General features: G+C 39.3%; 25 protein-coding genes. 16 read left to right on the forward strand and 9 right to left on the reverse strand.

Annotated elements, in window-relative coordinates; translation table 11 throughout:
• Nucleotides 1-28: 28 nt before the first annotated feature.
• On the reverse strand, nt 29-808 hold the full coding sequence (locus tag EDC51_RS08465) for an outer membrane protein assembly factor BamD (RefSeq protein ID WP_025267235.1): 780 nt from the start codon (nt 806-808) through the stop codon (nt 29-31).
• Nucleotides 809-938: 130 nt separating this feature from the next.
• Between EDC51_RS08465 and rluD the strand changes: the two genes are divergently transcribed.
• Nucleotides 939-1,916: a 23S rRNA pseudouridine(1911/1915/1917) synthase RluD gene (gene rluD / locus EDC51_RS08470; RefSeq protein ID WP_125134953.1), complete on the forward strand. Its 978-nt coding sequence runs from the start codon at nt 939-941 to the stop codon at nt 1,914-1,916.
• A 27-nt stretch (nt 1,917-1,943) separates the two neighbouring features.
• Here the strand turns inward: rluD and EDC51_RS08475 are convergent, their stop codons facing one another.
• Nucleotides 1,944-2,834 (reverse strand): TIGR01777 family oxidoreductase, encoded by an 891-nt coding sequence (locus tag EDC51_RS08475; RefSeq protein WP_131928687.1) that lies wholly within the window; start codon nt 2,832-2,834, stop codon nt 1,944-1,946.
• Nucleotides 2,834-3,295: a transcriptional regulator ArgR gene (gene argR, locus EDC51_RS08480; protein WP_015432089.1), complete on the reverse strand. Its 462-nt coding sequence runs from the start codon at nt 3,293-3,295 to the stop codon at nt 2,834-2,836. Before argR ends, EDC51_RS08475 begins: the two co-directional genes overlap by 1 nt.
• Nucleotides 3,296-3,488: 193 nt before the next feature.
• Between argR and mdh the strand changes: the two genes are divergently transcribed.
• The 10 genes from mdh (at nt 3,489) to EDC51_RS08530 (ending at nt 13,212) form a co-directional block, all read left to right on the forward strand.
• Nucleotides 3,489-4,433: a malate dehydrogenase gene (mdh, locus tag EDC51_RS08485; RefSeq protein WP_015432090.1), complete on the forward strand. Its 945-nt coding sequence runs from the start codon at nt 3,489-3,491 to the stop codon at nt 4,431-4,433.
• A gap of 85 nt (nt 4,434-4,518) precedes the next feature.
• Complete coding sequence (locus EDC51_RS08490) at nt 4,519-4,788, forward strand: DUF3761 domain-containing protein (RefSeq protein WP_025289093.1); 270 nt, start codon at nt 4,519-4,521, stop codon at nt 4,786-4,788.
• Nucleotides 4,789-4,849: 61 nt separating this feature from the next.
• A complete protein-coding gene (locus EDC51_RS08495; RefSeq protein ID WP_131928688.1) occupies nt 4,850-5,698 on the forward strand; it encodes a co-chaperone YbbN in 849 nt (282 codons plus the stop codon).
• A gap of 35 nt (nt 5,699-5,733) precedes the next feature.
• Nucleotides 5,734-6,684 carry a thioredoxin-disulfide reductase gene (gene trxB / locus EDC51_RS08500; protein ID WP_015432093.1) on the forward strand — a complete coding sequence of 317 codons (951 nt, stop codon included), beginning with the start codon at nt 5,734-5,736 and terminating at the stop codon, nt 6,682-6,684.
• 115 nt (nt 6,685-6,799) lie between these two features.
• Complete coding sequence (proQ, locus tag EDC51_RS08505; protein ID WP_064318166.1) at nt 6,800-7,351, forward strand: RNA chaperone ProQ; 552 nt, start codon at nt 6,800-6,802, stop codon at nt 7,349-7,351.
• Between the two features lie 24 nt (nt 7,352-7,375).
• Complete coding sequence (gene prc / locus EDC51_RS08510) at nt 7,376-9,379, forward strand: carboxy terminal-processing peptidase (RefSeq protein ID WP_015432095.1); 2,004 nt, start codon at nt 7,376-7,378, stop codon at nt 9,377-9,379.
• A gap of 107 nt (nt 9,380-9,486) precedes the next feature.
• Nucleotides 9,487-11,085 (forward strand): L,D-transpeptidase family protein, encoded by a 1,599-nt coding sequence (locus EDC51_RS08515; protein ID WP_131928689.1) that lies wholly within the window; start codon nt 9,487-9,489, stop codon nt 11,083-11,085.
• Between the two features lie 186 nt (nt 11,086-11,271).
• The gene (locus EDC51_RS08520; protein WP_025289097.1) at nt 11,272-11,811 is read left to right on the forward strand and encodes a YcbK family protein; all 540 of its coding nucleotides are present in this window, start codon (nt 11,272-11,274) and stop codon (nt 11,809-11,811) included.
• A gap of 17 nt (nt 11,812-11,828) precedes the next feature.
• Nucleotides 11,829-12,458 carry an MBL fold metallo-hydrolase gene (locus tag EDC51_RS08525; protein ID WP_025289098.1) on the forward strand — a complete coding sequence of 210 codons (630 nt, stop codon included), beginning with the start codon at nt 11,829-11,831 and terminating at the stop codon, nt 12,456-12,458.
• A gap of 10 nt (nt 12,459-12,468) precedes the next feature.
• Nucleotides 12,469-13,212 carry an MlaA family lipoprotein gene (locus EDC51_RS08530; RefSeq protein WP_015432099.1) on the forward strand — a complete coding sequence of 248 codons (744 nt, stop codon included), beginning with the start codon at nt 12,469-12,471 and terminating at the stop codon, nt 13,210-13,212.
• A gap of 113 nt (nt 13,213-13,325) precedes the next feature.
• Here the strand turns inward: EDC51_RS08530 and kdsB are convergent, their stop codons facing one another.
• The 3 genes from kdsB to EDC51_RS08545 are packed head-to-tail and all read right to left on the reverse strand — an operon-like array spanning nt 13,326 to nt 15,262.
• Nucleotides 13,326-14,090, reverse strand: a complete 765-nt coding sequence (kdsB, locus tag EDC51_RS08535) for a 3-deoxy-manno-octulosonate cytidylyltransferase (RefSeq protein ID WP_131928690.1) — start codon at nt 14,088-14,090, stop codon at nt 13,326-13,328.
• Nucleotides 14,091-14,131: 41 nt separating this feature from the next.
• Nucleotides 14,132-14,698 (reverse strand): elongation factor P hydroxylase, encoded by a 567-nt coding sequence (locus EDC51_RS08540; RefSeq protein ID WP_064318160.1) that lies wholly within the window; start codon nt 14,696-14,698, stop codon nt 14,132-14,134.
• A 3-nt stretch (nt 14,699-14,701) separates the two neighbouring features.
• Nucleotides 14,702-15,262 (reverse strand): nitroreductase family protein, encoded by a 561-nt coding sequence (locus tag EDC51_RS08545; protein ID WP_015432102.1) that lies wholly within the window; start codon nt 15,260-15,262, stop codon nt 14,702-14,704.
• Between the two features lie 110 nt (nt 15,263-15,372).
• On the opposite strand from EDC51_RS08545, the gene sppA reads away from it, so the two are divergent.
• The 5 genes from sppA (at nt 15,373) to EDC51_RS08570 (ending at nt 21,110) form a co-directional block, all read left to right on the forward strand.
• Nucleotides 15,373-17,241: a signal peptide peptidase SppA gene (gene sppA, locus EDC51_RS08550; RefSeq protein WP_131928700.1), complete on the forward strand. Its 1,869-nt coding sequence runs from the start codon at nt 15,373-15,375 to the stop codon at nt 17,239-17,241.
• A gap of 130 nt (nt 17,242-17,371) precedes the next feature.
• Nucleotides 17,372-17,920, forward strand: coding sequence for a CDP-diacylglycerol--glycerol-3-phosphate 3-phosphatidyltransferase (pgsA, locus tag EDC51_RS08555; RefSeq protein WP_131928691.1), 549 nt, complete (start codon nt 17,372-17,374; stop codon nt 17,918-17,920).
• Between the two features lie 64 nt (nt 17,921-17,984).
• Nucleotides 17,985-19,820, forward strand: a complete 1,836-nt coding sequence (gene uvrC, locus EDC51_RS08560; protein ID WP_131928692.1) for an excinuclease ABC subunit UvrC — start codon at nt 17,985-17,987, stop codon at nt 19,818-19,820.
• 104 nt (nt 19,821-19,924) lie between these two features.
• The gene (locus tag EDC51_RS08565; RefSeq protein WP_025289106.1) at nt 19,925-20,239 is read left to right on the forward strand and encodes a MazG nucleotide pyrophosphohydrolase domain-containing protein; all 315 of its coding nucleotides are present in this window, start codon (nt 19,925-19,927) and stop codon (nt 20,237-20,239) included.
• Between the two features lie 25 nt (nt 20,240-20,264).
• Entirely contained in the window at nt 20,265-21,110 is an 846-nt protein-coding gene (locus tag EDC51_RS08570; protein WP_025289107.1) for a DUF817 domain-containing protein, read from the forward strand.
• A gap of 64 nt (nt 21,111-21,174) precedes the next feature.
• Here EDC51_RS08570 and EDC51_RS08575 read toward each other — a convergent pair whose 3' ends face one another.
• The 3 genes from EDC51_RS08575 to pgaB are packed head-to-tail and all read right to left on the reverse strand — an operon-like array spanning nt 21,175 to nt 24,616.
• Nucleotides 21,175-21,480 carry a hypothetical protein gene (locus EDC51_RS08575; RefSeq protein WP_025289108.1) on the reverse strand — a complete coding sequence of 102 codons (306 nt, stop codon included), beginning with the start codon at nt 21,478-21,480 and terminating at the stop codon, nt 21,175-21,177.
• A 4-nt stretch (nt 21,481-21,484) separates the two neighbouring features.
• Entirely contained in the window at nt 21,485-22,720 is a 1,236-nt protein-coding gene (gene pgaC / locus EDC51_RS08580; protein ID WP_025267224.1) for a poly-beta-1,6-N-acetyl-D-glucosamine synthase, read from the reverse strand.
• 12 nt (nt 22,721-22,732) lie between these two features.
• Nucleotides 22,733-24,616: a poly-beta-1,6-N-acetyl-D-glucosamine N-deacetylase PgaB gene (pgaB, locus tag EDC51_RS08585; protein ID WP_131928693.1), complete on the reverse strand. Its 1,884-nt coding sequence runs from the start codon at nt 24,614-24,616 to the stop codon at nt 22,733-22,735.
• Nucleotides 24,617-24,622: the final 6 nt, after the last annotated feature.

Genomic DNA, 24,622 nt, shown 5'->3' on the forward strand with positions numbered 1-24,622 from the left:
TAAAATTTTTGAAATTTTTAACCGCTTGTTAGAATTGAGGCGAGTACTCAGGTTTTTTAATACTTGGATATTCTTTACCTTTATTTTCTTCAATCATTGCGGCAACTTTTTGAGCGGAATCTTGAATGCCCATTGCTTCAAACGATTTTTGCATTAGCGGTAGAGCATCCGCTGTCGGTTTGCTATCTGGATAAGCACGGAGCATATCGGATACCCGATTGACTACGGCGACATAGGCATCTCGTTCCATGTAGAATTGTGCGATTTTAAGCTCGTGTTCGGCAAGACGATGTTTTAAGTATGCCATCCAATTTAAAGAATCTTGAACATATTGGCTGTGAGGGTAACGTTGGACAATAGCTTGGAAATTACCATAAGCGTTATTAATGCTTTCTACTGCGCGAGAAGAACGGTTTACGCGGAAGAAGTCTTGGATAAAATTGTCGCCTAGACGAGCATTACTTAATGCCGCAAGGTAATGTGCATAATCCATTGAACTACTATGTGGATAGCTGCGACCAAACTGTTCAGCAAGCACTAATGCTTTGTGGTATTCACCTAATTTATATTGTGCGTAAATTGTGCTGAGTAGTATCTGTTCACCATATGCGCCTTGCATCGCTCGGACATCCACGGCATCTAAATAACGGATTGCATTGTTGTAGTCGCCATTTTCAAGATATTGCTGACCTTTACTATAAAGTTCTTGGGCAGGGATACCTTCGAATTCTTTGCTTTTGTCGCTAGAACAGCCTGCAAGTAGCAAACCTGCTAGCATAACTGATGCAAGAGTTGTAAATTTGCGCATAAATATTACCTATAAAAATATGTTTAATGTACAATGCGGTTCGACTGGCTATTATCCGCAAAGTTCAGACGGAAAATAGCGCTATTCTACATCATTCAATACGAAAAGCATATTTGGAATTATATTTTTAATGGCTCAACAAATTACTTTAACAGCCGAAGTAACTTCGGATTTACTAGGTGCCAGACTTGATCAGGCATTAGCACAACTTTTTCCTGATTATTCACGTTCGCGTTTGAAAGTGTGGATTGAAAATGATCTGGTTACAGTGAATGGCAAAATCGTCAATAAAGCGCGAGAAAAAGTCTTTGGTGGTGAATTAATTGAAGTGCAGGCGGAAACAGAAGAAGAAATCCGCTTTGAACCCCAGGATATTCCACTCAATATTGTTTATGAAGACGATGATATTTTAGTGATCAATAAACCAAAAGATCTTGTGGTTCATCCGGGGGCGGGTAATCCAGATGGCACATTGCTAAACGCTTTATTGCATCACTACCCACAAATTGTTGAGGTGCCACGTGCAGGGATTGTGCATCGTTTAGATAAAGATACCACTGGCTTAATGGTGGTCGCAAAAACGTTACCAGCACAAACGCATTTAGTCTCCGCGCTACAAAAACGTCAAATTACCCGTGAGTATGAGGCGGTCGCCAGTGGTATTATGACTCAAGGAGGGAAAGTGGATGAACCCATGGCTCGCCATCCTACCAAACGTACTGCAATGGCTGTTCATCCAATGGGTAAGCCTGCCGTTACGCATTACCGTATTATGGAGCGTTTTCGCAATTACACACGTTTACGTTTACGCTTAGAAACAGGGCGTACGCACCAAATTCGTGTGCATATGGCACATATTGCTCATCCATTACTTGGTGATCAGCTTTACGGTGGAAGACCTCGCCCTCCCAAGGGTGCCAGTGAAGAATTTTTGGAAGTGTTACGTAATTTCAAACGCCAAGCTTTACATGCAGCAATGTTGCGTTTAGAACATCCAATTACCGGCGAATTGATGGAGTGGCATGCACCACTGCCTGATGATTTTATAGCATTAATCCAAGCATTAAAGGCGGATTATAACTTGTATAAAGATGAGTTAGATTATTAAAAAGATAGGGCTTAATCGCCCTATTTTTTATTTAAAACAACTCGCTAACCACTGTTCTAAGTTATTGAACTTAAATTTAAAGCCTAATTGAGTTAGATGGTGTGGTACAAGCGGTTGATTATCCAGCAAAAGTTGCGAACGCTCGCCAAGAATAAGCTTTAACACAAATGCAGGAACAGAAAAAAATGCTGGGCGGTGAATCGCTTTAGCTAATAAATAATTAAAATCAGTATTTCTGATAGATTGCGGAGCAACGAAATTAAATGCTCCCTGAGCATCGGGATTTTCCAATAAAAATAGCATTGCTTGAATATGATCTTCAAGGGAAATCCAAGCCCAGTGCTGTTTACCGTGACCTAATTTTCCCCCAAGGCCTAATCGGTAGAGCGCTAACATCTGTTTTAATGCACCGCCAGCTGTATCTAATACTATCCCTGTTCTAAGTAAACAAACCCGTGTTTTTTTATTTTGTGCTTGTAATGCACAGGCTTCCCATTCTTGGCAAAGCTGCGCAGCAAAGCCATTACCACAAGCGGTTTGTTCTGTACAATTTTTTGCAAATTGCGCTAAATTACCATAGTAGCCCGTTGCGGATGCAGAAAGAAAGGTGTGTGGCGGATTTGAGCTTTTTTGGCATAATTCAACGAGTTTTTGTGTCAATTCAAGCCGACTTTGACGAAGTTTACTTTTTTGTATTCCTGTCCATTTTTTCGCAAAAATAGGCTCACCAGCCAGATTGATAACAGCATCAAATGCATCTAGATTTTTGATATGAGCAAAATTTTGAATAAATTTGAGCGCGTGTGTATCTATTTTGGGTTGGCGAGAAAGGATAGTTAGCTGATGCCCTTGCGCAATAAGGGCTTGGGATAAAGCTCTGCCAATAAAGCCTGTGCCACCGGTGATAAGAATATTCATTACAGCGAGTTTTCAAATAATTCGTGAATAGTTTCCATTAATTGGTGAATTGGTGTCTCTCGTGTTGGGGTGACAAAAATCGTATCATCTCCTGCAATTGTGCCAAGAATCCCTTCCGCTTTGCCTATGGAATCTAATAGACGAGCAATCAATTGTGCCGCGCCTGGGCTGGTATGGATAACAATTAATACATCATTATGATCAATATCCATGACCAAGTTTTTCAGTGGGCTAGAGGTTGTTGGCACACTTAATTCCGCGGGAAGCTGATAAACCATCTCCATTTTTGTATTACGTGTACGTACTGCACCAAATTTTGAAAGCATACGTGACACTTTAGATTGGTTAATTTGGCTGAAGCCCATTTCTTGCAAAGCGGCTACAATTTCACTTTGTGAGCCAAATTTTTCTTCGCGTAACAATGATTTGAACGCATCAGAGAGAGAATCGTTTTTTTCCATTATACAAGGTTATGCATTTTTATTTAAAAATATGCAAAATTTTTGCTTATTTATGCAAATAAATCAATTGATATCTAAAATTTTTTTCTAAAATTTGCACTAGATCGCAAAATTTAACATCGCTATTTGAAAGCGTATTCGCTTTTTTCTACAATTCAATAAGATTTATTTATTCTGATAATAGGAGAAGTTTATGAAAGTTGCAGTTTTAGGTGCAGCAGGTGGTATCGGCCAAGCGTTAGCGCTCTTGTTGAAATTACAGCTCCCTGCAGGGACGGAATTATCTTTATATGATATTGCGCCTGTGACTCCTGGGGTCGCTGTTGATGTGAGCCATATCCCAACCGCGGTTAAGGTAAAAGGTTTTGCCGGGGAAGATCCTGCTTCAGCTTTGCAGGGCGCAGATCTTGTTTTAATTTCAGCAGGTGTTGCGCGTAAGCCTGGTATGGATCGTTCTGATTTATTTAATATTAATGCGGGAATTGTACGTAACTTAATTGAAAAAGTCGCAGCGGTTTGCCCGAAAGCTTGCGTGGGGATTATCACAAATCCTGTTAATACTACCGTTGCGATTGCTGCTGAGGTATTGAAAAAAGCAGGTGTGTATGACAAACGTAAATTATTTGGCGTGACTTCGCTAGATGTGTTGCGTTCTGAAACATTTGTGGCAGAACTAAAAGGTAAGGATGTGAATAATGTGCGAGTACCAGTGATTGGTGGGCATTCTGGGGTAACGATTTTACCATTACTTTCTCAAGCGACAGAAACCGACAAAATTGCCTTCACTGCAGAAGAAGTTGAAGCTTTAACTAAGCGCATTCAAAACGCAGGTACTGAAGTGGTAGAAGCTAAAGCGGGAGGCGGCTCAGCAACCCTCTCTATGGCTCAAGCTGCAGCACGTTTTGCTCGCTCAGTATTAAAAGGCTTAAGTGGTGAGCATGTTGTTGAATTTGCTTATGTAGAGGGAGACGGTAAATATGCCCGTTTCTTTGCTCAGCCTGTGCGTTTAGGTAAAGATGGCGTAGAAGAATTGCTACCAATTGGTGAAATTAGCGCTTATGAGCAAGCGGCGATTGAAGCAATGATTCCAACTTTAAAAGCAGATATTGAATTAGGCGAAAAATTCATTAACGGCTAACTTGCTATTTGCTATAAAACTCTTCATCATAGTTAGGCTGAAAAGTAATTTTCAGCCTTTATTATAATGATTATGCGAGGTGATTATGCAAAAACTCAAATTTGTTACAGCATTGGTCTTGCTTTGTGGATTAAGCGCTTGTGTACAACGTACTCCAGTGGAGGTAGTAAAAGCTCAAACTGACAATACAGTTTCAAGTACTATCGCAAAGCCTCCAGTGATTGAACAAATCCAAGTACCTGCTGGTGTAACAGCGATTTGTCAGGATGGTTCGTACTCTAAAGCAACTGATAACTCTGTCTGTATTGGTAATGGCGGTGTAAAAACAATTATTGGGCGTTATCACTCTGAGTAAGGCTAAAAGTTTTAATAAAAGGCAGTGTGTATTATCACACTGCTTTTAATGTGATGAAGATATGGATTATTTAATTAATATTAATGAACAAAATTTTAGTGAAGTGATCAGTGCCACAGCCGAAGTGCCTGTGGTTTTTCATTTTATTTCATCTCGAGAACCTGCATCTATTGAAATGGAGGCATTATTTCGTCGATTGCTTGATGAATATCCAAAGCAATTTTTACTTGCAATCGTCAATTGTGATGAGCAAATGGTAATTGCTCAGCAGTTTCGTATACAAGCGGTGCCAACTAGCTATTTTTTTGCAAATGGCCAGCCTGTTGATGCGATTCAAGGTGTGATCAGTGAGCAAGAATTACGCATTCGGCTAGCCAACATTTTGCCAAAAGAAGAGGAACTACAATATGCCCAAGCGATAGAATTTTTAGAGGCGGAACAATTTGATATGGCGTTACCGCTGTTAAAATCGGCTTGGGAGAAAACAGACAAGAAAAATAGTGATTTTGGCTTATTGTATGCTGAAACGCATATTGCCTTGAAAGAGATTGAACCTGCAAAAGCTATTTTGGCACAGATTCCATTACAAGATCGAGATAGCCGTTGGCAGGGCTTGCAAGATCAAATTCATTTACTAGAACAAGCGGCGGATTCACCTGAAATTCAAGAATTGCAGCAAGCCTATGGAATGAACAAAACGCCTGAAATTGCAATCAAATTGGCCAACCAACTTCACCAAGTAAAACGGAATGAAGAGGCGTTAGGATTACTATTTGAATGGCTACAAAAAGATTTGAGCGCAGGAGATGGCGAAGTTAAAACGCAATTTTTAGCTATTTTATCAGCAATGGGAAATACCGATCCTCTGGTCGGTCAGTTTAGACGTAAGCTTTATTCGTTATTATATTAATTGATAAATTTAGACAAATTAGAAAGGAAATTATAATGGCTGTAAAACACGCAAAATTATTAATTTTAGGCTCGGGGCCTGCGGGTTATACTGCAGCAGTCTATGCGGCTCGTGCAAATTTAAATCCTGTATTAGTGACAGGTATGCAACAAGGTGGACAATTGACCACTACCTCTGAAATTGAAAACTGGCCGGGTGAATTTGGTGAAATTACCGGCACAGATTTGATGAATAAAATGCAAAAGCATGCTGAAAAATTTAACACGGAAATCATTTTTGACCATATTCATACGGTTGATTTTTCTCAACGCCCATTCACGTTAAAAGGTGATTTTAATACCTTTACTTGTGATGCATTGATTATTGCAACTGGGGCTTCCGCAAAATACTTAGGCTTGCCTTCAGAAGAAAATTATAAAGGTCGTGGTGTTTCTGCTTGTGCAACTTGTGATGGCTTTTTCTATCGTAATAAACCTGTTGCAGTGATTGGTGGAGGGAATACTGCGGTTGAAGAAGCTCTCTATTTATCGAATATTGCCTCTGAAGTGCATCTTATTCATCGTCGTGATACTTTTCGTAGTGAGAAAATTTTGATTGATCGTCTAATGAGAAAAGTCGAAGAAGGCAAAATTATTTTGCACACTGATAGTGTACTTGATGAAGTTCTGGGTGATGATGCTGGTGTGACTGGTGTGCGTATTAAGAGCGTCAAAGATGGTGTTGAGCAAAGCCTAGTGCTTGATGGTGTATTTGTGGCAATTGGACACGCACCGAATACAGATATGTTTAAAGATCAGCTTGAATTGAACAATGGCTATATTGTGGTGAAATCGGGATTAGAGGGTAATGCCACTGCAACCAGCGTTGCGGGGGTATTTGCAGCAGGCGATGTGATGGATCATAATTATCGTCAAGCGATCACTTCTGCTGGAACAGGCTGTATGGCTGCACTCGATGCTGAGCGTTTTTTAGAAAGCCAAGCATAATTGGAACTTCATAAGAAATTAGAGTCTAAGTACGCATTAAATTTGATAGACAAGGGCGGACAAATAAAATAGAGTACGCCCCGTTTATTTTCTCCCTTAACAACATGGAAAAACTATGTCTGAACAATTAAACGAACAATTATCTGAACAAGATGAACAAGCGGTTCAAACTCATCAAAAAACTGCAATGCCAATTAAAGAAGTCATTGCCTACCTTTGTGAAAAATTTCCTCTCTGTTTTATCGCTGAAGGCGAAGCCAAACCACTTAAAGTGGGCTTATTTCAAGAATTAGCAGAAGCCCTAGCTGGCGATGACAAAGTGAGTAAAACACTATTACGCCAAGCATTACGTAGCTATACCATGAGTTGGCGTTATCTTCACGCTTGTCGTGATGGTGCTGTTCGTGTGGGCTTAAATGGTGAAGAAGCTGGTGTGGTAGATAGCCAACAAGCAGAACATGCAGCACAAACCTTAGCTCAAGCTAAAGCAGTCGTGGCAGAGCGCCGTGCGGCAGAGAGAAAAGAGCAACGCAAAGCTCAACGTAAAGAATTCTTTAAACAAAAAGCACGCGAAGAGAATGCTAAAAAACGTACAGAACGCCATAATGCACCTAAAGCATCATTAGAAAGTTTAGCTGCTTTAGAAAGCAAATTCTCTCGTAAATAGTTTTGGTGTTATCTTAGGAATATTATGCAACCGACCAAATTAAGTTACTTTATCGGGCTGTGTTTAGGGTTGTTATCAGCCAATACTTTTAGCGCAGAGCCAGAAATAAAAGCAGATAAAATTGTTATTCCACAGCCAAGCGAGCAACATCAAACTTCGACCAAGCGGGTTGCTGCTCGTTTAACACAGTCGCATTATCACAAGTTTACCCTTGATGATACATTTTCAGAAAAGATCTTTAATCGCTATATTGATTGGCTTGATCCTGCTCATAATACTTTTTTACAATCAGATATTGATGAATTGCATAGCAAATATGCGAGCAAATTAGATGATGCTCTTTATGACGGAGAGCTTGATATTGCTTTTGAAATCTATGAGCTGATGAGTAAGCGTCGTTATGAGCGTTATAAATATGCGCTGTCGTTGCTTGATAAAGAACCTGATTTGAAAGCTAATGACCAAATTGAAAATGAGCGCGATAAAGCTCCATTTCCTAAAACCGAAGCAGAGGCTAATGAACTTTGGTTACAACGGGTTAAAAATGACATTATCGGTTTATATTTGAAAGATAAAAAATGGGGTGAAATTAAAAAAACACTCACTAAGCGTTATAACTTAGCGATTCGCCGTTTAACACAAACCAAAGCGGATGATATTTTGCAAACCTATTTGAATGCATTTGCACGAGAGATTGATCCTCATACTAGTTATCTTTCTCCCCGCTCAGCAAAACGTTTTCAAGAGAGCATGAACCTTTCATTAGAAGGAATTGGTGCAACGCTTGAGATGGAAGATGATGTCACTACGATTAAATCTTTAGTTCCTGGTGCTCCTGCTGCTCGTAGCAAGCGCTTAGCTGTAGGGGATAAAATTATCGGGGTAGGACAATCACAAAATAAAATTGAAGATGTGGTTGGTTGGCGAATTGATGATGTCGTTGATAAAATTAAAGGGAAAAAGGGCTCGAAAGTTTATCTAGAGATTGAACCCGCAAAAGGGGGAAAATCAAAAATTGTGACTTTAGTGCGCGATAAAATTCGTTTAGAAGATAGTGCAGCTAAGCTTACAATAGATAAAGTGGATGGTAAAAATATTGCCGTTATTAAGATCCCAAGCTTTTATATTGGTTTAACCAAAGATGTGCGTAAATTATTAAAAGAGATGAAAGCTAAAAAAGTGGATGGCTTGATTATTGATTTACGTGAAAATGGCGGAGGTTCTTTAACTGAAGTTGTTGAATTAACTGGTTTATTTATTGATGAAGGTCCGGTGGTTCAAGTGCGTGATGCGTTTAATCGTATCAAAGTACATGAAGATCCGAATGCAGGCGTCGAGTATGATGGCAAAATTATGGTGATGATTAACCGCCATAGTGCTTCGGCTTCAGAAATTTTAGCTGCCGCATTGCAAGATTATAATCGTGCGATCATTGTTGGTCAGCAAAGTTTTGGTAAAGGTACAGTACAGCAAAGCCGCTCATTAAATTTTGTGTATGACTTAGATCGTGAGCCGTTAGGTTCAATCCAATATACTATTCAGAAGTTTTACCGGATTAATGGTGGAAGTACACAGCTTAAAGGGGTAGAAGCTGATATTCGTTTGCCAGAAATTATTAATGCTGAAAAGACAGGTGAAAGTTTTGAAGATAATGCATTAGCATGGGATAAGATTCCAGCAGCAAGTTATCAAGAAACGGCAAATTCACGTGCGGTTGTTACTCAGCTAATTGAAAAACACCAAGCTAGAATTAAAGAAGATCCTGAATTTATTGTGGTCAATGAAGATATTGCTTTGCGCAAAGAACGTGATGCTCGCCAATTTACCTCACTCAATTTAGATGAGCGTAAAAAAGAGAACGAAGCAAGTGAAGCTAAACGCTTGAAAGATCTGAATGCACGTTTTAAGCGAGAAGGCAAAAAGCCATTAAAGAATCTTGATGCTTTACCAAAAGATTATGAGGCTCCAGATTTCTTCTTAAAAGAGACGGAGAATATGATGATCGATTGGCTCAAAATTAACAAATAGTCAAATATCGTATATAATTAGTGCGAAAATTACCAGGCCGCTTGTGTTGTAAGCGGTCTGTTTTATTAAACATTTTGCAAATGAGCAAATTATTTTTTGGATTAAACATGAAAGCGTTTAAGTTTTTACCTATTACGATATTGAGTTCTGCTGTTTTTGCAGAAACATCGGCAGTAGCAAGTGCGACAACTCAAGTTGCAGAAATAAATGTTGCCACACCAAATGCGTTAAATACTGTTGATACGGTATTGCCGCAATTAAGTTTTGAAGCTCAGCAAGCAAGAGCAGCAGCAATGGCTCGGCAAGCAGAAAGTTTTATTCAACGTGCAGAAGAAGAGCGAATTGCAGCAGAAAAACTTGCGCAAGCTAAAAATCGCCTTAATCAAGAAATTGCACCAAATCAATTATTGTTAGCATCTACAACAGCTAAGGTTTATTTAGATAACGAATTTAGTTCAATATGGTCTGATAAACGGGCAACACAGCTATTTTTAAAAGAGTATGCTGCTTTTGCAGCCAGTGGGGTTTCTGCAAAATCAACGAAAGCACTACAACAAATTCTAAATACGCCAGAAGATAGTTTCGCTCGTGATGTTTTATTAACAGACAGTTTTTTAGATTATCTGTATTACAATAAAAATGTGGGACGTAATGCAGATAAATGGCTATATCGGTTAGGTAGCTACGTAACTAAAGCTCCGGCTGAAAGTCATGTTTCTGCTTGGTTACGGGCTGTCAGAAATGGCTCTGCTGTACAATATATTTCTGCTCTTATACCAAATAATCATATTTACCGTGAAACGGTAGATAGATTGTTTACAATGTCTCCAAATAGCACGGCGAGTGTCGCTAAAAAAGCTGCGAACAGCAAAAATACCAAAGGACAAAAAGGGAAAGCTCAAGAGTCTGCAGTAGCAGGGGGAAGCACGACATTTGCGAAATTAGCATTGAATGCACAACGCTTACGTTTAATCCCAAGCTTTACTAATGGTATTTTCGTTAATATTCCAAGTTATCAGCTTTACTATATGCGTGATGGCAAGCAGGTTTTACAATCTAAAGTAATTGTTGGACGAGATGACCGCCGCACACCAGTTATGTACAGCAAATTAAGTAATGTGGTTGTGAATCCGCCTTGGAATGTACCGCCGACAATTAAAGCTAAAGATCTTATTCCTAAATTTAGCCGTAATCCAGGCATGGTAGAGCGTTCAGGCTATGAGATTTTAGATGGGCGTGGTAATAAGATTAGCCCAAGTAATATCAATTGGGCGCAATATAAAGGTAAAGAGAATACTTTCCCTTATCATATTCGCCAAAAACCGGGTGACAATGCTGCATTGGGATTGTATAAATTCAATATGCCAAGCTCTGATGCTATTTATTTGCATGATACACCTAACCGAGGTCTATTTGGTAAAAATGATCGTGCGTTAAGCTCAGGGTGTGTTCGTGTGGCAAAATCAGATGAACTCGCGACATTATTATTGAAAGAAGCGGGTTGGAGTGATAGTAAGAAGCAAGGTGTATTAGCCAGCCGTAAAACAACTTCGGTGCCAATTCGTTCAGACAATCCTGTTTATTTGTATTATGTCACGGCGTGGGTAGAAAATGGTAAAGTGCATACCTTGCCTGATATCTATAAATATGATGTTAATCTTCCGCGAGTCTCAATAGATTGGATGAAGGTTAAAAATGTGATCTAGATCGCATAAATGATATTTTCCGAGAAGTATAATAATCTTCTCGGAACTTTGTTTTTATTGTGAATACTAAATCTGACTTGCTAATGATTTATCGTCAATTACCGAGCTTCGGAGATTAACGATAGATCGTTAGGATATACCCATTTAAAACGGAGATATATCCAATATCCAAAGAAGGAGAATTTAATGGATCAAACCAATTTACAACGCCGTAGATGGCTTTCGCTTGGTGGAATTATGCTTGGTGCAACACTATTTTCTAATAAAGCAGCGGCAATTGTTTCCACGCCAAAGCCAATGGTATTACGTTTGCGTAATGTCAATACAGGAGATGTGGCAACAGGTCAGCATCTAGGTGGGCGTTTTAATTCGGCAAGTTTACAAAGTATGAACTATTTAATGCGCGATAGACGTGAAAATAAGGTTCGTGCTATTGACCCAAATCTTTATTTAAAGCTCATCCAAATACAAGCTCGTTTAGGATTGCGGAATTCAGAAATTCAGGTTTTAAGCGGGTATCGTACACCAAGAAGTAATCGTGCAGTGCGTGGTGCTGGTAACAGTTTCCATATGCAAGGTAAAGCGGTTGATTTCTATATTCAAGGAGTGCCATTAGCAAAAATTAGAAATGCGGCACAAAGTTTAAATAATGGCGGGGTTGGGTTCTATCCTCGGAGTAACTTTGTACATGTTGATACAGGTCCTGTACGAACCTGGCGAGGTTAAGTAAGCGGTTGTTTTTTATGCTTAATTTACAAATTATTCCTGTTAGTGCATTTCAGCAAAATTGCAGCATTGTGTGGGATGAAAACAAAAATGCAGCTATTATTGATGCTGGTGACAATGCCGACATTATTATTAAATTTATTGAAGAGCAGCAGCTTAACGTAACTAAATTACTGATTACGCATGCTCATCTTGACCATATTATGGCGGTTGAAAAGGTATCGAAACACTTTGGTGTTGAGGTTTATGGTTCCCAATTAGCTGATAAGCCTTTATTCGACAATCTACCTGAAATCTGTGCTAGCTATGGTTTTCCTAGAGTTCCTGCTTTTTTGCCTGATCACTGGTTAAATGAAGGGGATGAAATTGAAGTCGGTACGCTTTCTTTCGAAATTCGTCATTTACCGGGACATTCTCCGGGGCACATTGGTTTTTTTGAAATGAAAAATAAAATTGCTTTTAGTGGTGATGTTTTGTTTAAAGACAGCATTGGTCGAACTGATCTCTACCAAGGTAATTTTGATACTTTAATTTCATCAATTCGGACAAAGTTATTTGATTTAGACGATGATTTTGTAATTATTCCTGGTCATGGTCCGCACACAACAATTGGACGAGAAAAACAACATAATCCTTTCTTAAAATAACAGGTTTTTTATGACAAAATTTAAACAGCTTATCTTGGTTGCTGCAGCATTTATGCTTGTTGGGTGTTCTTCTGCATTAAATGAAGATGGTACGCGTAACGATCCACTTGAAGGTTTTAATCGTGCTATGTGGAAGGTTAATTATGAATATCTTGACCCTTATGTATTAGAGCCTGTCGCAAAAGGTTGGAAAGAGTATGTACCAAGCCCAATTAAAACGGGCTTGGTTAATGTTGCCAATAACCTTGACGAACCAGCAAGTTTTGTCAATCGCTTATTAGAAGGGGAAGGACAAAAAGCGATGGTGCACTTCAGCCGTTTTTGGATTAACTCTATCTTTGGGTTAGGTGGTTTAATTGATTTTGCCAGTTTAACCAACGATCTTAAACTAGAGAATGGGCATCGCTCTTTTGGTGATACTTTAGGAAGTTATAATGTACCAACGGGCAGTTATGTCATGCTACCTGCTTATGGTGCAGCAACACCGCGACAAGATCTCGGTGGTATAGTGGATAGTACTTATCCAGTGTTATCACTACTTGCTACGCCATGGTCTGTTGCAAAATTTACTGTGCAAGGAGTTGATAAACGAGCTGCGTTAATTGGGCAAGAGGCATTGCTTAAGCAATCAGCCGACCCTTATGTTACATTTCGTGAGGCCTATTTTCAAAATTTAGAGTTTAAAGTGAAAGATGGCAAAGTTGAAAGTAGTCAAGAAACTTTGTCGGAAGATGAACTGAAAGATATTGATTAATAAAATAAACCCTGAAATTATTTTCAGGGTTTATTTTTAAATGCTTTAATATCTAAGACCAATTTTGACCTAAAAGATAACCAAAAGGCATGTTGAGTAAAATTCGATTGTTGTTATATCGCTTGTTTAGTAAGAATTTCTCTTACCCGAGCTAAATCTTCCGCGGTATCTACCCCCACTTCAGGCGCTTGTTTTGCAAGCTCTAAATGAATTTTCTCACCATACCATAATGCACGCAGTTGTTCTAAGCTTTCAAGTTGTTCTAATTGTGTTGGCTGCCAAGCGACATACTGTTTCACAAAGCCTGCTCGGTAAGCATAGATGCCAATATGGCGGAGATACTGTTGGCTTGCGACAAAAGCATCATCACAATGAGCAAAATGATCACGAGCAAAAGGAATAGATGCACGAGAGAAATAGAGCGCCATTCCATTTTTGTCGGTTAAGGTTTTAACCACATTGGGGTTAAACAGTTCTTCTTTGGTTTCAAGTTTAACCGCAAGGGTTGCCATATTCACTTGATGGCGATCTAAATTTTCCGCTACTTGAGCTACTATCATTGGGGGAATTAGCGGCTCATCGCCTTGTACATTGACAATAATTTCATCATCAGCAATGTGCATTTTCTCAATTACTTCCGCAAGGCGTTCGGTGCCAGAATTGTGTTTATCTGAAGTGAGACAAACTTCACCACCAAAGCTTTTAACAACGCTTTCAATTTCAGGGTGATCAGTTGCTACAATCACTCGGCTTGCCCCTGCTTGTTGAGCTTTTTCCCAAACGTGTTGAATCATTGGTTTGCCAACAATATCCAATAATGGCTTGCGAGGTAAGCGACTAGAAGCATAGCGAGCAGGGATAATAACAGTAAATTGCATAATGTTTCCTTTGTTATTTTTTGCGAAAAAGAGACCGCTTGTTAAATTCTTGATATATCAAATTGGGTTAAATCAATTGTATTGGGAGTACCATAAAATTGGCAAAGCGCCTGACGCAAAGTTTCTGCACGTTTTGGTAGACCTTTTTCTGCGTAAGTTTTAACTTGTTCGTACACTGCTTGCTTGAATGCAGAATTATCGCCAGCGTCACCAGTAAGGTTATCGGCACTGGCGAAATAGCGGAAACCGGCAGCAGTCGCTAAAATCCACTCAATTGCTTGCGGTTTTACTTCTACTTGTTCAAATTCACGTTGGCGTTCGGCTGATCTGCCATCAGGCTCATACCAATAGCCAAAATCTTCTAATCCCCAACGAGCACGTCCTGCTACTAGCCAGTGAGCAATTTCGTGTAAAGCACTACTGTAATAGCCATGTGCGAATAAAATGACATTGTAATCTCGCTCGCTTGCTACCCCACCTTCATCTAAATGGGCGGGTAAGTAGATTGGGTAATCCCCGCCTTTTTCTAAGCGTGTATTGTATTCTTTCGCAAAGCAGTTATCAAAAATCTGAATTAAATCTTGATAGTCGTGTTGATCTTGGTTCATTTTTTATCCCTCTAGGTAGCAGACAAAGCCTTCTGTATTTTCAGTTTCAGTTGCTGTTGTAATTTCCGCTTTATCTTGTGGGGAACCAATTAAAATTAGTCCGATTACTTTTTCATTTTCTTTACATGTCAGCATTTCACGCATTGCTTTGCCTTGCACCCAATGTTTGCTGATCCATACTGTTTCGAAGCCTTGAACATTCGCGGCAAGTTGTAACGCATAAGTTGCACAACCTGTTGTTACCATCTGTTCCCAAGCAGGAACTTTTTTATTTTGGTCATCCAGTTTGGCAATAGCCGCAACAACGGTTGGTGCTTGTGAGGAAAGTTTTTCTGCTTTTTCTAAGCCTCGTTCGCCTAAATCAAATTCAGTGACAGCCGCAAGCAATGCTTGATACAGTGCTTGCTTATTCTCAATAACGACAAAACGATAAGGTTTTAATCTGCCGTGATCGGGCGCTCGCAGGGCTGCTTTAAACATGTGCTCAAGTTGATCGCGGTTTGGCGCAATATTGCCAAATTTTTTGCATGAACGGCGGCGTTGTAAGAAATCTAAGGTGTTCATATAAGGCTTCTCGAATGATAAAAAGACGCAAAATCATAACATAATTTGTTAATTTCCGCCTGAATTTGTGGTAGCTTACACTGCAATTTTTCCGATAGGAGGTATTAATGATTATAAAAATTTTTAAAGGGCTATATCGTGCTTTTTGCTGTGTGCGGGAATTTACGGTAAGCCTATTTTTTATTTTATTTGTGCTGGCATTTTTTGCTTTTACTTCGTTACTTAGTAGTGATAGTAGTAAATCAAAAAATGCAGATCCAGCTTTTCAAAGCGGGGCATTAACGCTTAATTTTGATGGTTATCTTGCAGATAACCATGATGAATTTGCCGATTTTCGCCGTTTTTTACAGTCAGAAATTGGCAATGGGAGTGAACCGCTCAAAATCTCAACCTTTGATGTTGTACAGGCAATCCGTAAAGCAGCAAAAGATAGCCGGATTAAAGGCATTGTATTAGATTTGAAGAATTTCTCTGGGGGGGATATTGCCTCGCTCACCTATGTAGGTAACGTATTGCAAGAATTTAAGCAGTCAGGGAAATCCGTGATTGCTGTGGGAGACTTGTTTAGTCAAAAACAATATTATCTGGCAAGCTTTGCAGACAATATTTATCTGAATAAATCGGGAATGGTTGAGCTACAAGGGTTGAGTTATTCTAATCTCTATTTCAAATCATTATTAGAGAAAATTGAGGCTGTACCCTATGTTTTTCGAGTTGGGACTTATAAATCAGCGGTTGAACCATTTTTGCGTGACAATATGTCTTCTGAAGCTAAAGCAAATGCTCAATTATGGTTAAGTAAACTCTGGCAAAATATGCGAGATAACATTGCGAAAAACCGTGAAATAAACGCAGAAAATGTTGTTCTCGCTCCAGAGAAATTATTGCAGCAATATCGCGCTTTAAAAGGTGATGACGCAGAATTCGCGCTTAAGCAAGGATGGATTACACAAAGCCTTAGCAGCCGAGAAATTAAGCAGAAATTAATTGAGACTTTTGGTAAACATCCTAAACGGGGCTATCAGCATATTGAATATTTAGATTATGCTGCAGAATTACCCGATCGCTTTAACCTTAAATCACAAGAGAAAATAGCTGTGGTTAATGTAGAAGGGGAAATCGTTTGGGGTAAAGGAGACGAAAACAGTGCGGGAAGTGATGAAATTGTACAATTATTACACCAAGCTCGGGCTGATGAGAGTGTGCAAGGCGTCATTCTCCGTGTTAATAGTCCTGGTGGTAGTGCGGTGGCTTCTGAGTTAATTCGCCAAGCAACAGAAGATCTTCAACATGCAGGTAAACCCGTGGTTATCTCTATGGGGGGAATGGCAGCTTCAGGAGGTTATTGGATTTCTGCTACTGCGGATAAAATTATTGCAGCACCAACAACATTGACTGGCTCTATTGGTATTTTTGGATTATCTGTAAATTTAGAAAAGACTGCCAAGAAAGTTGGGGTTAGTGAAGATGGTATTGCAACCTCGCCATTAGCGCGGCAATCGGCATTAAAGCCATTAGATAAAACACATGCTGAGATGATCCAAATTAGCATTGAAAACGGCTATGATCGTTTTTTAGCTCTGGTGGCTAAGGGTCGTAAGATGAGTAAAGCTGAAGTGGATAAAGTGGCACAAGGACAAGTTTGGCTAGGTGAAACTGCATTGACACATGGCTTGGTAGATCAACTAGGCGATTTTGACGATGCCTATGATGTACTTAAATCGCTGATTAATGCCAAACGTAAAGCACAGAATCTAGCTGAACGTGATAGCTTCACAGTACAATGGTTTATTGAACAAAAAGAAGATTTCTTTAGTCAGTTAATGCGTGATTTTAAAATGAAAGCGAAATTGGATTTATCTATGTTGCTTGATAGTCCACTAGCTGGAAAAATTAAACAACAAAGTAATCTTTTAAATAAATTTAACGACCCAAAACAGAGTTATCTTTACTGCCTAAATTGTGGCAGTGTCAATTAGTGATTGTCGCTAAATTAATTATCTAAAGTACAAGCGGTCATTTCCTTACAAAATTTTGCAAAAAAGGGCGTAGAAGTGACCGCTTGTTTTGTTTAAAATAGTTCAACTTTTCTTGCTTGAGCTGCGAATTATGAAATTCAATATCCCTACCTACCTAACTATTTTCCGCGTTGTACTTATTCCACTGTTTGTTGTGGCATTTTATCTCCCATTTAAATATTCACCAGAGCTTACTACCTTAATTTTCTTTATTGCCTCTATTACTGACTGGTTTGACGGTTATCTTGCTCGTAAATGGAATCAAACCACACGATTAGGCGCATTTTTAGACCCTGTGGCAGACAAAGTTTTAGTGGCGGTTGCTTTGGTATGTGTGGTTGAGCACTACCATACTTGGTGGATAAGTATCCCAGCGGCAATTATGATTTCTCGTGAAATTATTATTTCGGCATTGCGTGAATGGATGGCAGAAATTGGTGAAAGAGCAAATGTGGCGGTCTCTATTTGGGGAAAAGTGAAAACCACTGCACAAATGTTTGCTTTGGGGGGATTACTTTGGCGACAAAGTGAAACAATGGAAATGCTTGCCTTTATTTTGCTTTATGTTGCGGCAGGATTAACGATTTGGTCTATGTTGCAGTATTTGAAAGCCTCAAAAGGCAGTTTATTGAAATCGTAATGTGCTGTAAAAAATAATTGTAGGGGCGGACCGATGTGTCCGCCCGATATTTTGGTGATATCCTATGTCGCAATTTGACCCCAAATCCTTCCTTGCTAATGTTTCTCACAACGCTGGTGTTTATCGTATGTATAACGATAAAGGCGAAATTATCTATGTGGGCAAAGCAAAAGACTTAAAAAAACGCCTTTCTAGCTATTTCCGAGCTAATCTTTCCAGCCGTAAAACTGAAGCGTTAGTGGCAAATATCGCCCATATTGAAACCACCATCACCCATTCTGAAACCGAAGCCTTATTGCTGGAACATAATTACATTAAGGAAAGTCAGCCAAAATACAATGTATTATTGCGTGATGATAAATCCTATCCCTATATTTTGCTGACCAAACATCAGCATCCACGCCTTGCCAGTTTTAGAGGAAGCAAAAAAATCGCAGGCGAGTATTTTGGGCCTTATCCGAATGCAGGGGCAGTGCGAGAAACCTTGAATTTACTGCAAAAAATTTTCCCGATTCGTCAGTGTGAAGACAGCTACTATAAAAATCGTTCACGCCCTTGTTTGCAATATCAGATCGGGCGTTGCCTTGCCCCTTGTGTAGAAGGTTATTATTCGCAAGATGAGTACAATAATCAGGTGAATTTAGTCCGTCTGTTTTTGCAGGGGAAAGACCATCAGGTGGTGGAATATCTGATCGGTAAAATGGAAAAAGCCGCCGAAGAGCTGGATTTTGAAATGGCGGCACGCTATCGGGATCAAATTCAGCAGGTGCGAGCGGTAACCGAAAAACAATCTATTTCGCAAGACAGATTAGATGATCTGGATATTATTTCTATCGTCTATCAGCACGGTATTGCCTGTGTGCATATTTTATTTGTGCGTCAAGGCAAGGTGTTGGGTAATCGCAGCTATTTCCCCAAAGTGCCTAACCACACGGAATTAGCAGAATTGAGCGATACCTTTATCGGGCAGTTTTATTTGCAAATGAACCAGCACCGCACTATCCCAAATCAGATTGTGATTGACCAAAAAGTGAGTGAAAAATCTGCCCTAGAAGCGGTGCTGACCGAGCAAGCAGGACATAAAGTTACCATTTCAGATAAAGTGCGTGGCGAAAAAAGCCGTTATTTAGCCCTTGCACATACCAATGCCGTGGCGGCACTGAATTTGCAATTAAAGCAAGATGATCGTATTCACAAACGTTATGAAGCATTGCAAGCGGTGCTCAATTTAGAAAAAATTGCAAGAATGGAGTGCTTTGACATCAGCCATACAATGGGCGAGCAAACGGTCGCTTCTTGCGTGGTGTTTGATGAAAATGGCATTCTTAAATCCGATTACCGCCGTTTTAACATTGAAGGGATTACTGGCGGTGATGATTATGCGGCAATGGAACAAGTTTTGCTTAAACGCTATGATCGCCCACTTCCCCCTGAAAAAATTCCCGATATTATTTTTATTGATGGGGGTAAAGGGCAATTGAATCGAGCGTTGGAAACCTTTGCAAAATTGAACGTAGAATGGGATAAAACCCAACCGCTATTGATTGGCGTGGCAAAAGGGGTAGAACGCAAAGCAGGCTTAGAAACCTTGATTATCAGCAAATGGGATAAGGAAATTCATCTGCCCCCCGACAGCCCAGCGTTACATTTAATCCAACATATTCGAGATGAAGCCCATAATTATGCGATAAACGCCCACCGCAAAAAACGGCAAAAAGCCTTTACCGAAAGCGGTTTGGAAAGTATTGCCGGTGTCGGGGCAAAACGTCGCCAAGCGTTATTGAAATATCTTGGCGGAATGCAAGGGGTGAAATCCGCCACGCTGGAAGAGATTGAAAGCGTACCGGGCATTTCCAAAGCATTAGCGGAAGTGATTTTTGATACGTTAAGGAATGAGTAAGCCCACCCTACGGTAATTTGAAAAAACACCGTAGGGGCGGACCGATGTGTCCGCCCAAACAATAATAAGGAATAGGGTGATACACCGACAAAAAAGGAACACAAATGCACTTTTCAGATTATCAAAAATGGGTTCGAGAATTTTATCAACAGCAAGGTTGGTATGAACGAGATGTTTTTCGTCGTTTGGCTTATCTTACCGAAGAGGTGGGCGAAGTTGCCGCCGCGGTGCGAGCGATAGAAATTGGCTATGAACGCCCAGATAAAGCGGATTTAAACGAAAAAGAAAAACGTCAAGCTCTTATCGAAGAGCTTGGCGATGTGCTGGATAATCTTTGCGTGCTAGCGGATAAATACGGCATTGAATTAGAAGAGGTGATAGCTGTACATCAAGCCAAATTCAATAATCGATATAAATAACAAGCGGTATAAAAATAGGTAAAAAATGCTAAATCAGTTTGATAAATGGTTGATGAATCACCAGCCGAATTTACAATTGCGTGGTATTCGTCGCTTTTGTGTTGAGTTTTGCTTTTTTGGATTAAAGGAAGCAAGGGCATGCTTGTTTGCAGGGATGTTTTTTGTGGCAATGTTTGTTGTGCCAAAAGCAGGCTTATTTGGTATACCGCGTTATGATATTTTGCTGGTTTTTGCATTGTTGATGCAAATCGTGATGTTAAAACTTAAGCTCGAAACTTGGGATGAACTGAAAGCTATTAGTTTGTTTCACTTAGTGGGTTTTGTGCTAGAAGTTTTTAAAACTTCAGTGCATATTCAGTCTTGGGCATATCCTGATTTTGCTTATACTAAAGTGCTGAATGTACCATTATTTACTGGGTTTATGTATGCGGCAGTTGGTTCATATATCATTCAAGCATGGCGATTATTTGATCTTAAAATTTATCGCCACCCACCCTATTGGTTGGCAACACTTACAGCCTTATTGATTTATCTTAATTTCTTTACCCATCACTATTTAGGTGATTATCGCTGGTATATTGCTACTTTTGCACTTGGATTATACGCAAGAACGTTTGTGCAATTTACGCCTTACGATACTGCGCGAAAAATGCCACTATTACTCGCCTTTTTTCTAATAGGTTTCTTTATCTGGTTAGCAGAAAATTTAGGTACTTTTGCTGGGATCTGGCGTTATCCAAATCAGCTTGGCGCGTGGTCTATGGTGCATGTGAGTAAATGGAGTGCGTGGGCTCTATTGGTCATCATGACATTTACTATTGTCGTGCATCTAAAGCATATTAAAGCGAGTGTTAGCATCTCGAAAGACTAAAAAAACAAGCGGTCAATTTTGCATATTTATTTGCAAAACTGACCGCTTGAACTGAAAAATAATATTATTTTAAATCATTATTTTCCTTATTTTTGGTATTGCGCTTACTTCTTGTAATCACAGCCCATAATATAGTTAGGATGAGTAATCCTAACACGATTAAAAACATCAGGCCTATTACATCAATAAAAATTAAATTATCAATAATAGGAAGGTTAAGGATATGATCTGCATGGACGTAGATAAAGTATCCCACGTAAATCCACAATCCCCAGGTGATAATATCAATTAATATAGTTTTTAATTTTAATTTAAGTGGTAAGTTACGACTTTTATTAATTACCATTAATTTTTGTAATTTTCTTGGCATATACTTATACTCCTCTATCTGGGCTTACCCAAACTGCTAATTGGGATTTGTTTCTAAAAATGGCTTTGGGAATACCAATTAATAGCGTTAATGTGTTTAGTAGCCAATATACCCATGGATACCAGATACAAGAAAATACATAGCGAGTTAATCCTTTTTCGTAACGGCTATCAATATACATGCTAAATAAGCATTGAAAGAAAAAGGCCGAGAACAAAATAGCAATACTGGTTCTCAGTAGCAGCAGATTTTGATTCCATATTAATGGTTGAGAGAATAAAAACTGATAGGCAGCAATCAGTGTGGTGATTATCAGTGAAATAGCCCAGATCGCCGTGATAAAATATTCAATATACATCGGCCATAAACGGCGATTTTTAAATCGCCATACTTGGGAAAAATATTTCATAATGACTTCTGCACCGCCTTGCGCCCAGCGTAAGCGTTGTTTGAATAATCCAGAGAGTTTTTCTGGCATTAATACCCAACATAGTGCACGCGGTTCATAGTAAATATCATAGCCAGCAGTTTGGAGTTTCCAGCTAACATCAATATCTTCCGTGATCATATTTTGGCTCCAGCCACCGATCTCTAACATGGCATCTTTACGGAATAAACAGCAAACACCAGAGACAGTGAAGATTGTCCCCATCAGGCTTTGTGCTCGCTTAATCAGACCGATAATAGAGCTAAACTCAGAAACCTGTAATCTACCTAAAATTGTGCTACGGTTTCTTACGCGAGGATTGCCTGTTACTGCACCATATTTTGAAGATTTCTCCAGCGATTCGACCATGTAGTCGAGAGCCCTATAATCTAATACAGCATCACCATCAATACAGGCGACATATTTGCCACGTGCAATTTTTAAGGCATTATTTAATGCGCTTGCTTTTCCTGAATTTTGCTGGTGAAGGGGAATAATTTTCGAATTCTGCTCAGCCCAGCGATCAATAATTTCTCCAGTACTATCTTTACTCCCATCATTGATAAAAATTAATTCATAATTGGGATAACGTAATTTTAATAAATGTGGGATAGATTCATCTAAATTTTCTGCTTCGTTATAGCAAGGGATCATAACACTTACCATCGGCATGTTATTTTGGTGTTTGCAAAATTTTTGCTTAGATAAATTTCTCTCATAAAGAATAAAATAGACAATACCTGCTACCGACCAATAGAGAGCCATTACCGCAGGGTAGGCGAAAACAAAAATGCCAAAAATTTCTAAAAACATATGAATACCTTGTTATTTTGTCGAGTTTTGATTAATTGACATGTAAGGTCTAATTTGCTTTAAATTAGGTTGGTTGTTAATAAAGTTATCTGGATAATAACCGAAGCTATAGATACCGTTTTTAGTTAATGTACTAATCCAATCAATCATTTCAGCTGTTGGTATCGCTTTATTATTACGCCAGTTTACTGCTTGTAGCTCAAATAGTACTTTATGCAAAGGGATATTCTCCGCTTTTACTAAATGAATTAAATTGTCTAGCCAAGCTTTGGCTTCTTTAGCATCAATTGAATTCTCATTTTCCATATAAGGCATTGCCATAATGGCGGTAGTATCATAGTGTTGAGTAAATTTTACAAAATTCTGTGCAAACCAAGCTTCTGATTCCGGTTGAGTGATCAATGACGCATAAATATTACGTGCTGTTTTGATTTTTTCTTTACCATAACGGAAATAAGGTGCAAGGCTTTGTGTTAATTCATGCGTAAATTGAATTAAATCTGCAGTCTTTTGCGCACTGTTATCATTGATCTCAAAATCGGTAAGGAATGCATCGTCATGAAAAAGAATGCCATTGAACTTGGCATAAAATGCGAGATCTTGATAAATGGATTGAATCATCGCTTTATTTTTTGCTGAATAAGGGTTTAGGCGAAGATAGTGATTTTCAGCAGGTTTGCCTGTACGACGATCAAGCACGTATTCACCTTTTTCACCAATATCAAAAGCAAGCACGGGCATCCATGCATAGACTTTTACATCGGCTCGACTAATTAATTGCCAAGCAACTTGGCTAAACAGATCCGATTTCACTGGCAAATATTTATTGGGGAAATAAAGCGCATCAGCAACGCCGTTACCATCTTGATCAGCATACGCCTGTAGGTAAACAGTCGTAATGCCATAATCATAAATACGCTGAATAAGTGCATCTAAATTTTTAGCCTGCTGGGCTGGGTTGGGATCAAAGACATAATCTAAATCGACATGTATTACTCTCTGTATGCCATTTTCAGCCGTTTTCCCCGCCAAATATTCTTCGATAGTATCAATTGAAGTTTCTGCATCCAGTAATAATCGCCCGATATGTTTGTCACCGGCACGATTAACTTTGCTCATATCTAAAGAAAAATGATGAGGCATACCTGCTTGGCGAGCAACCTCTACGGCTGTGTCATTAAATTGCCCATAAGGCCAAACAATAATTCGAGGTGCATGTCCTGTATGTTGATGAATGAATTTCACAGAGGCTTGAAAATCACGTTGTAAACGTTGGCGATATGCTTGTTTGCTCTCGTATTGACCATTTTTGTAGATAGGTGAAATTACCGCAGGGATCTGACTACCTGCAGGGTTTGCATTAACCCCATAGTGGAGATCGTGAGTATGTGAGGCGATTTCGACTAATCCACTACGCTGCATTTCTGCCACTTCATGCCATTGGGCAAAGGCATTGCGAGAGAGTTTAGCGGTGCTTCCATATTGAATTTGGCTACCCGTTGGGGCATTTAACCAGCTACTTACAGGGGCAAATACCGCTGGATAGTTGTAGGCTTTTAGCAAGGGAAAAATAGTGCTATACATGGATTCATAGCCATCATCAAAGCTGAGTAGCACCGCTTTATCTGGCAGACTACTTTTTCCTGCTTCTGCATCCACAACTTGCTGCCAAGCGATAACATTGTAGCCATTCGTTTTTAGCCAATTAAAATGGGCGATTAATTGGCGCGCAGGAATGGTTTGCGGTAGATAGTATTTATCTTGCTCGGGTGCATTTTCATCAAGCACTGAATGATAAGCAAGTACATGGTATTCGTTGTTTTTTGCAGCGGTTTCTCCGACAAATATTGCCATAAAGAGAAATAAAAAGATCTTAAATTTATTATTAAAAGTCATTATTAA

The sequence above is a fragment of the Bibersteinia trehalosi genome (assembly GCF_004346205.1).
Lineage (GTDB): Bacteria > Pseudomonadota > Gammaproteobacteria > Enterobacterales > Pasteurellaceae > Bibersteinia > Bibersteinia trehalosi.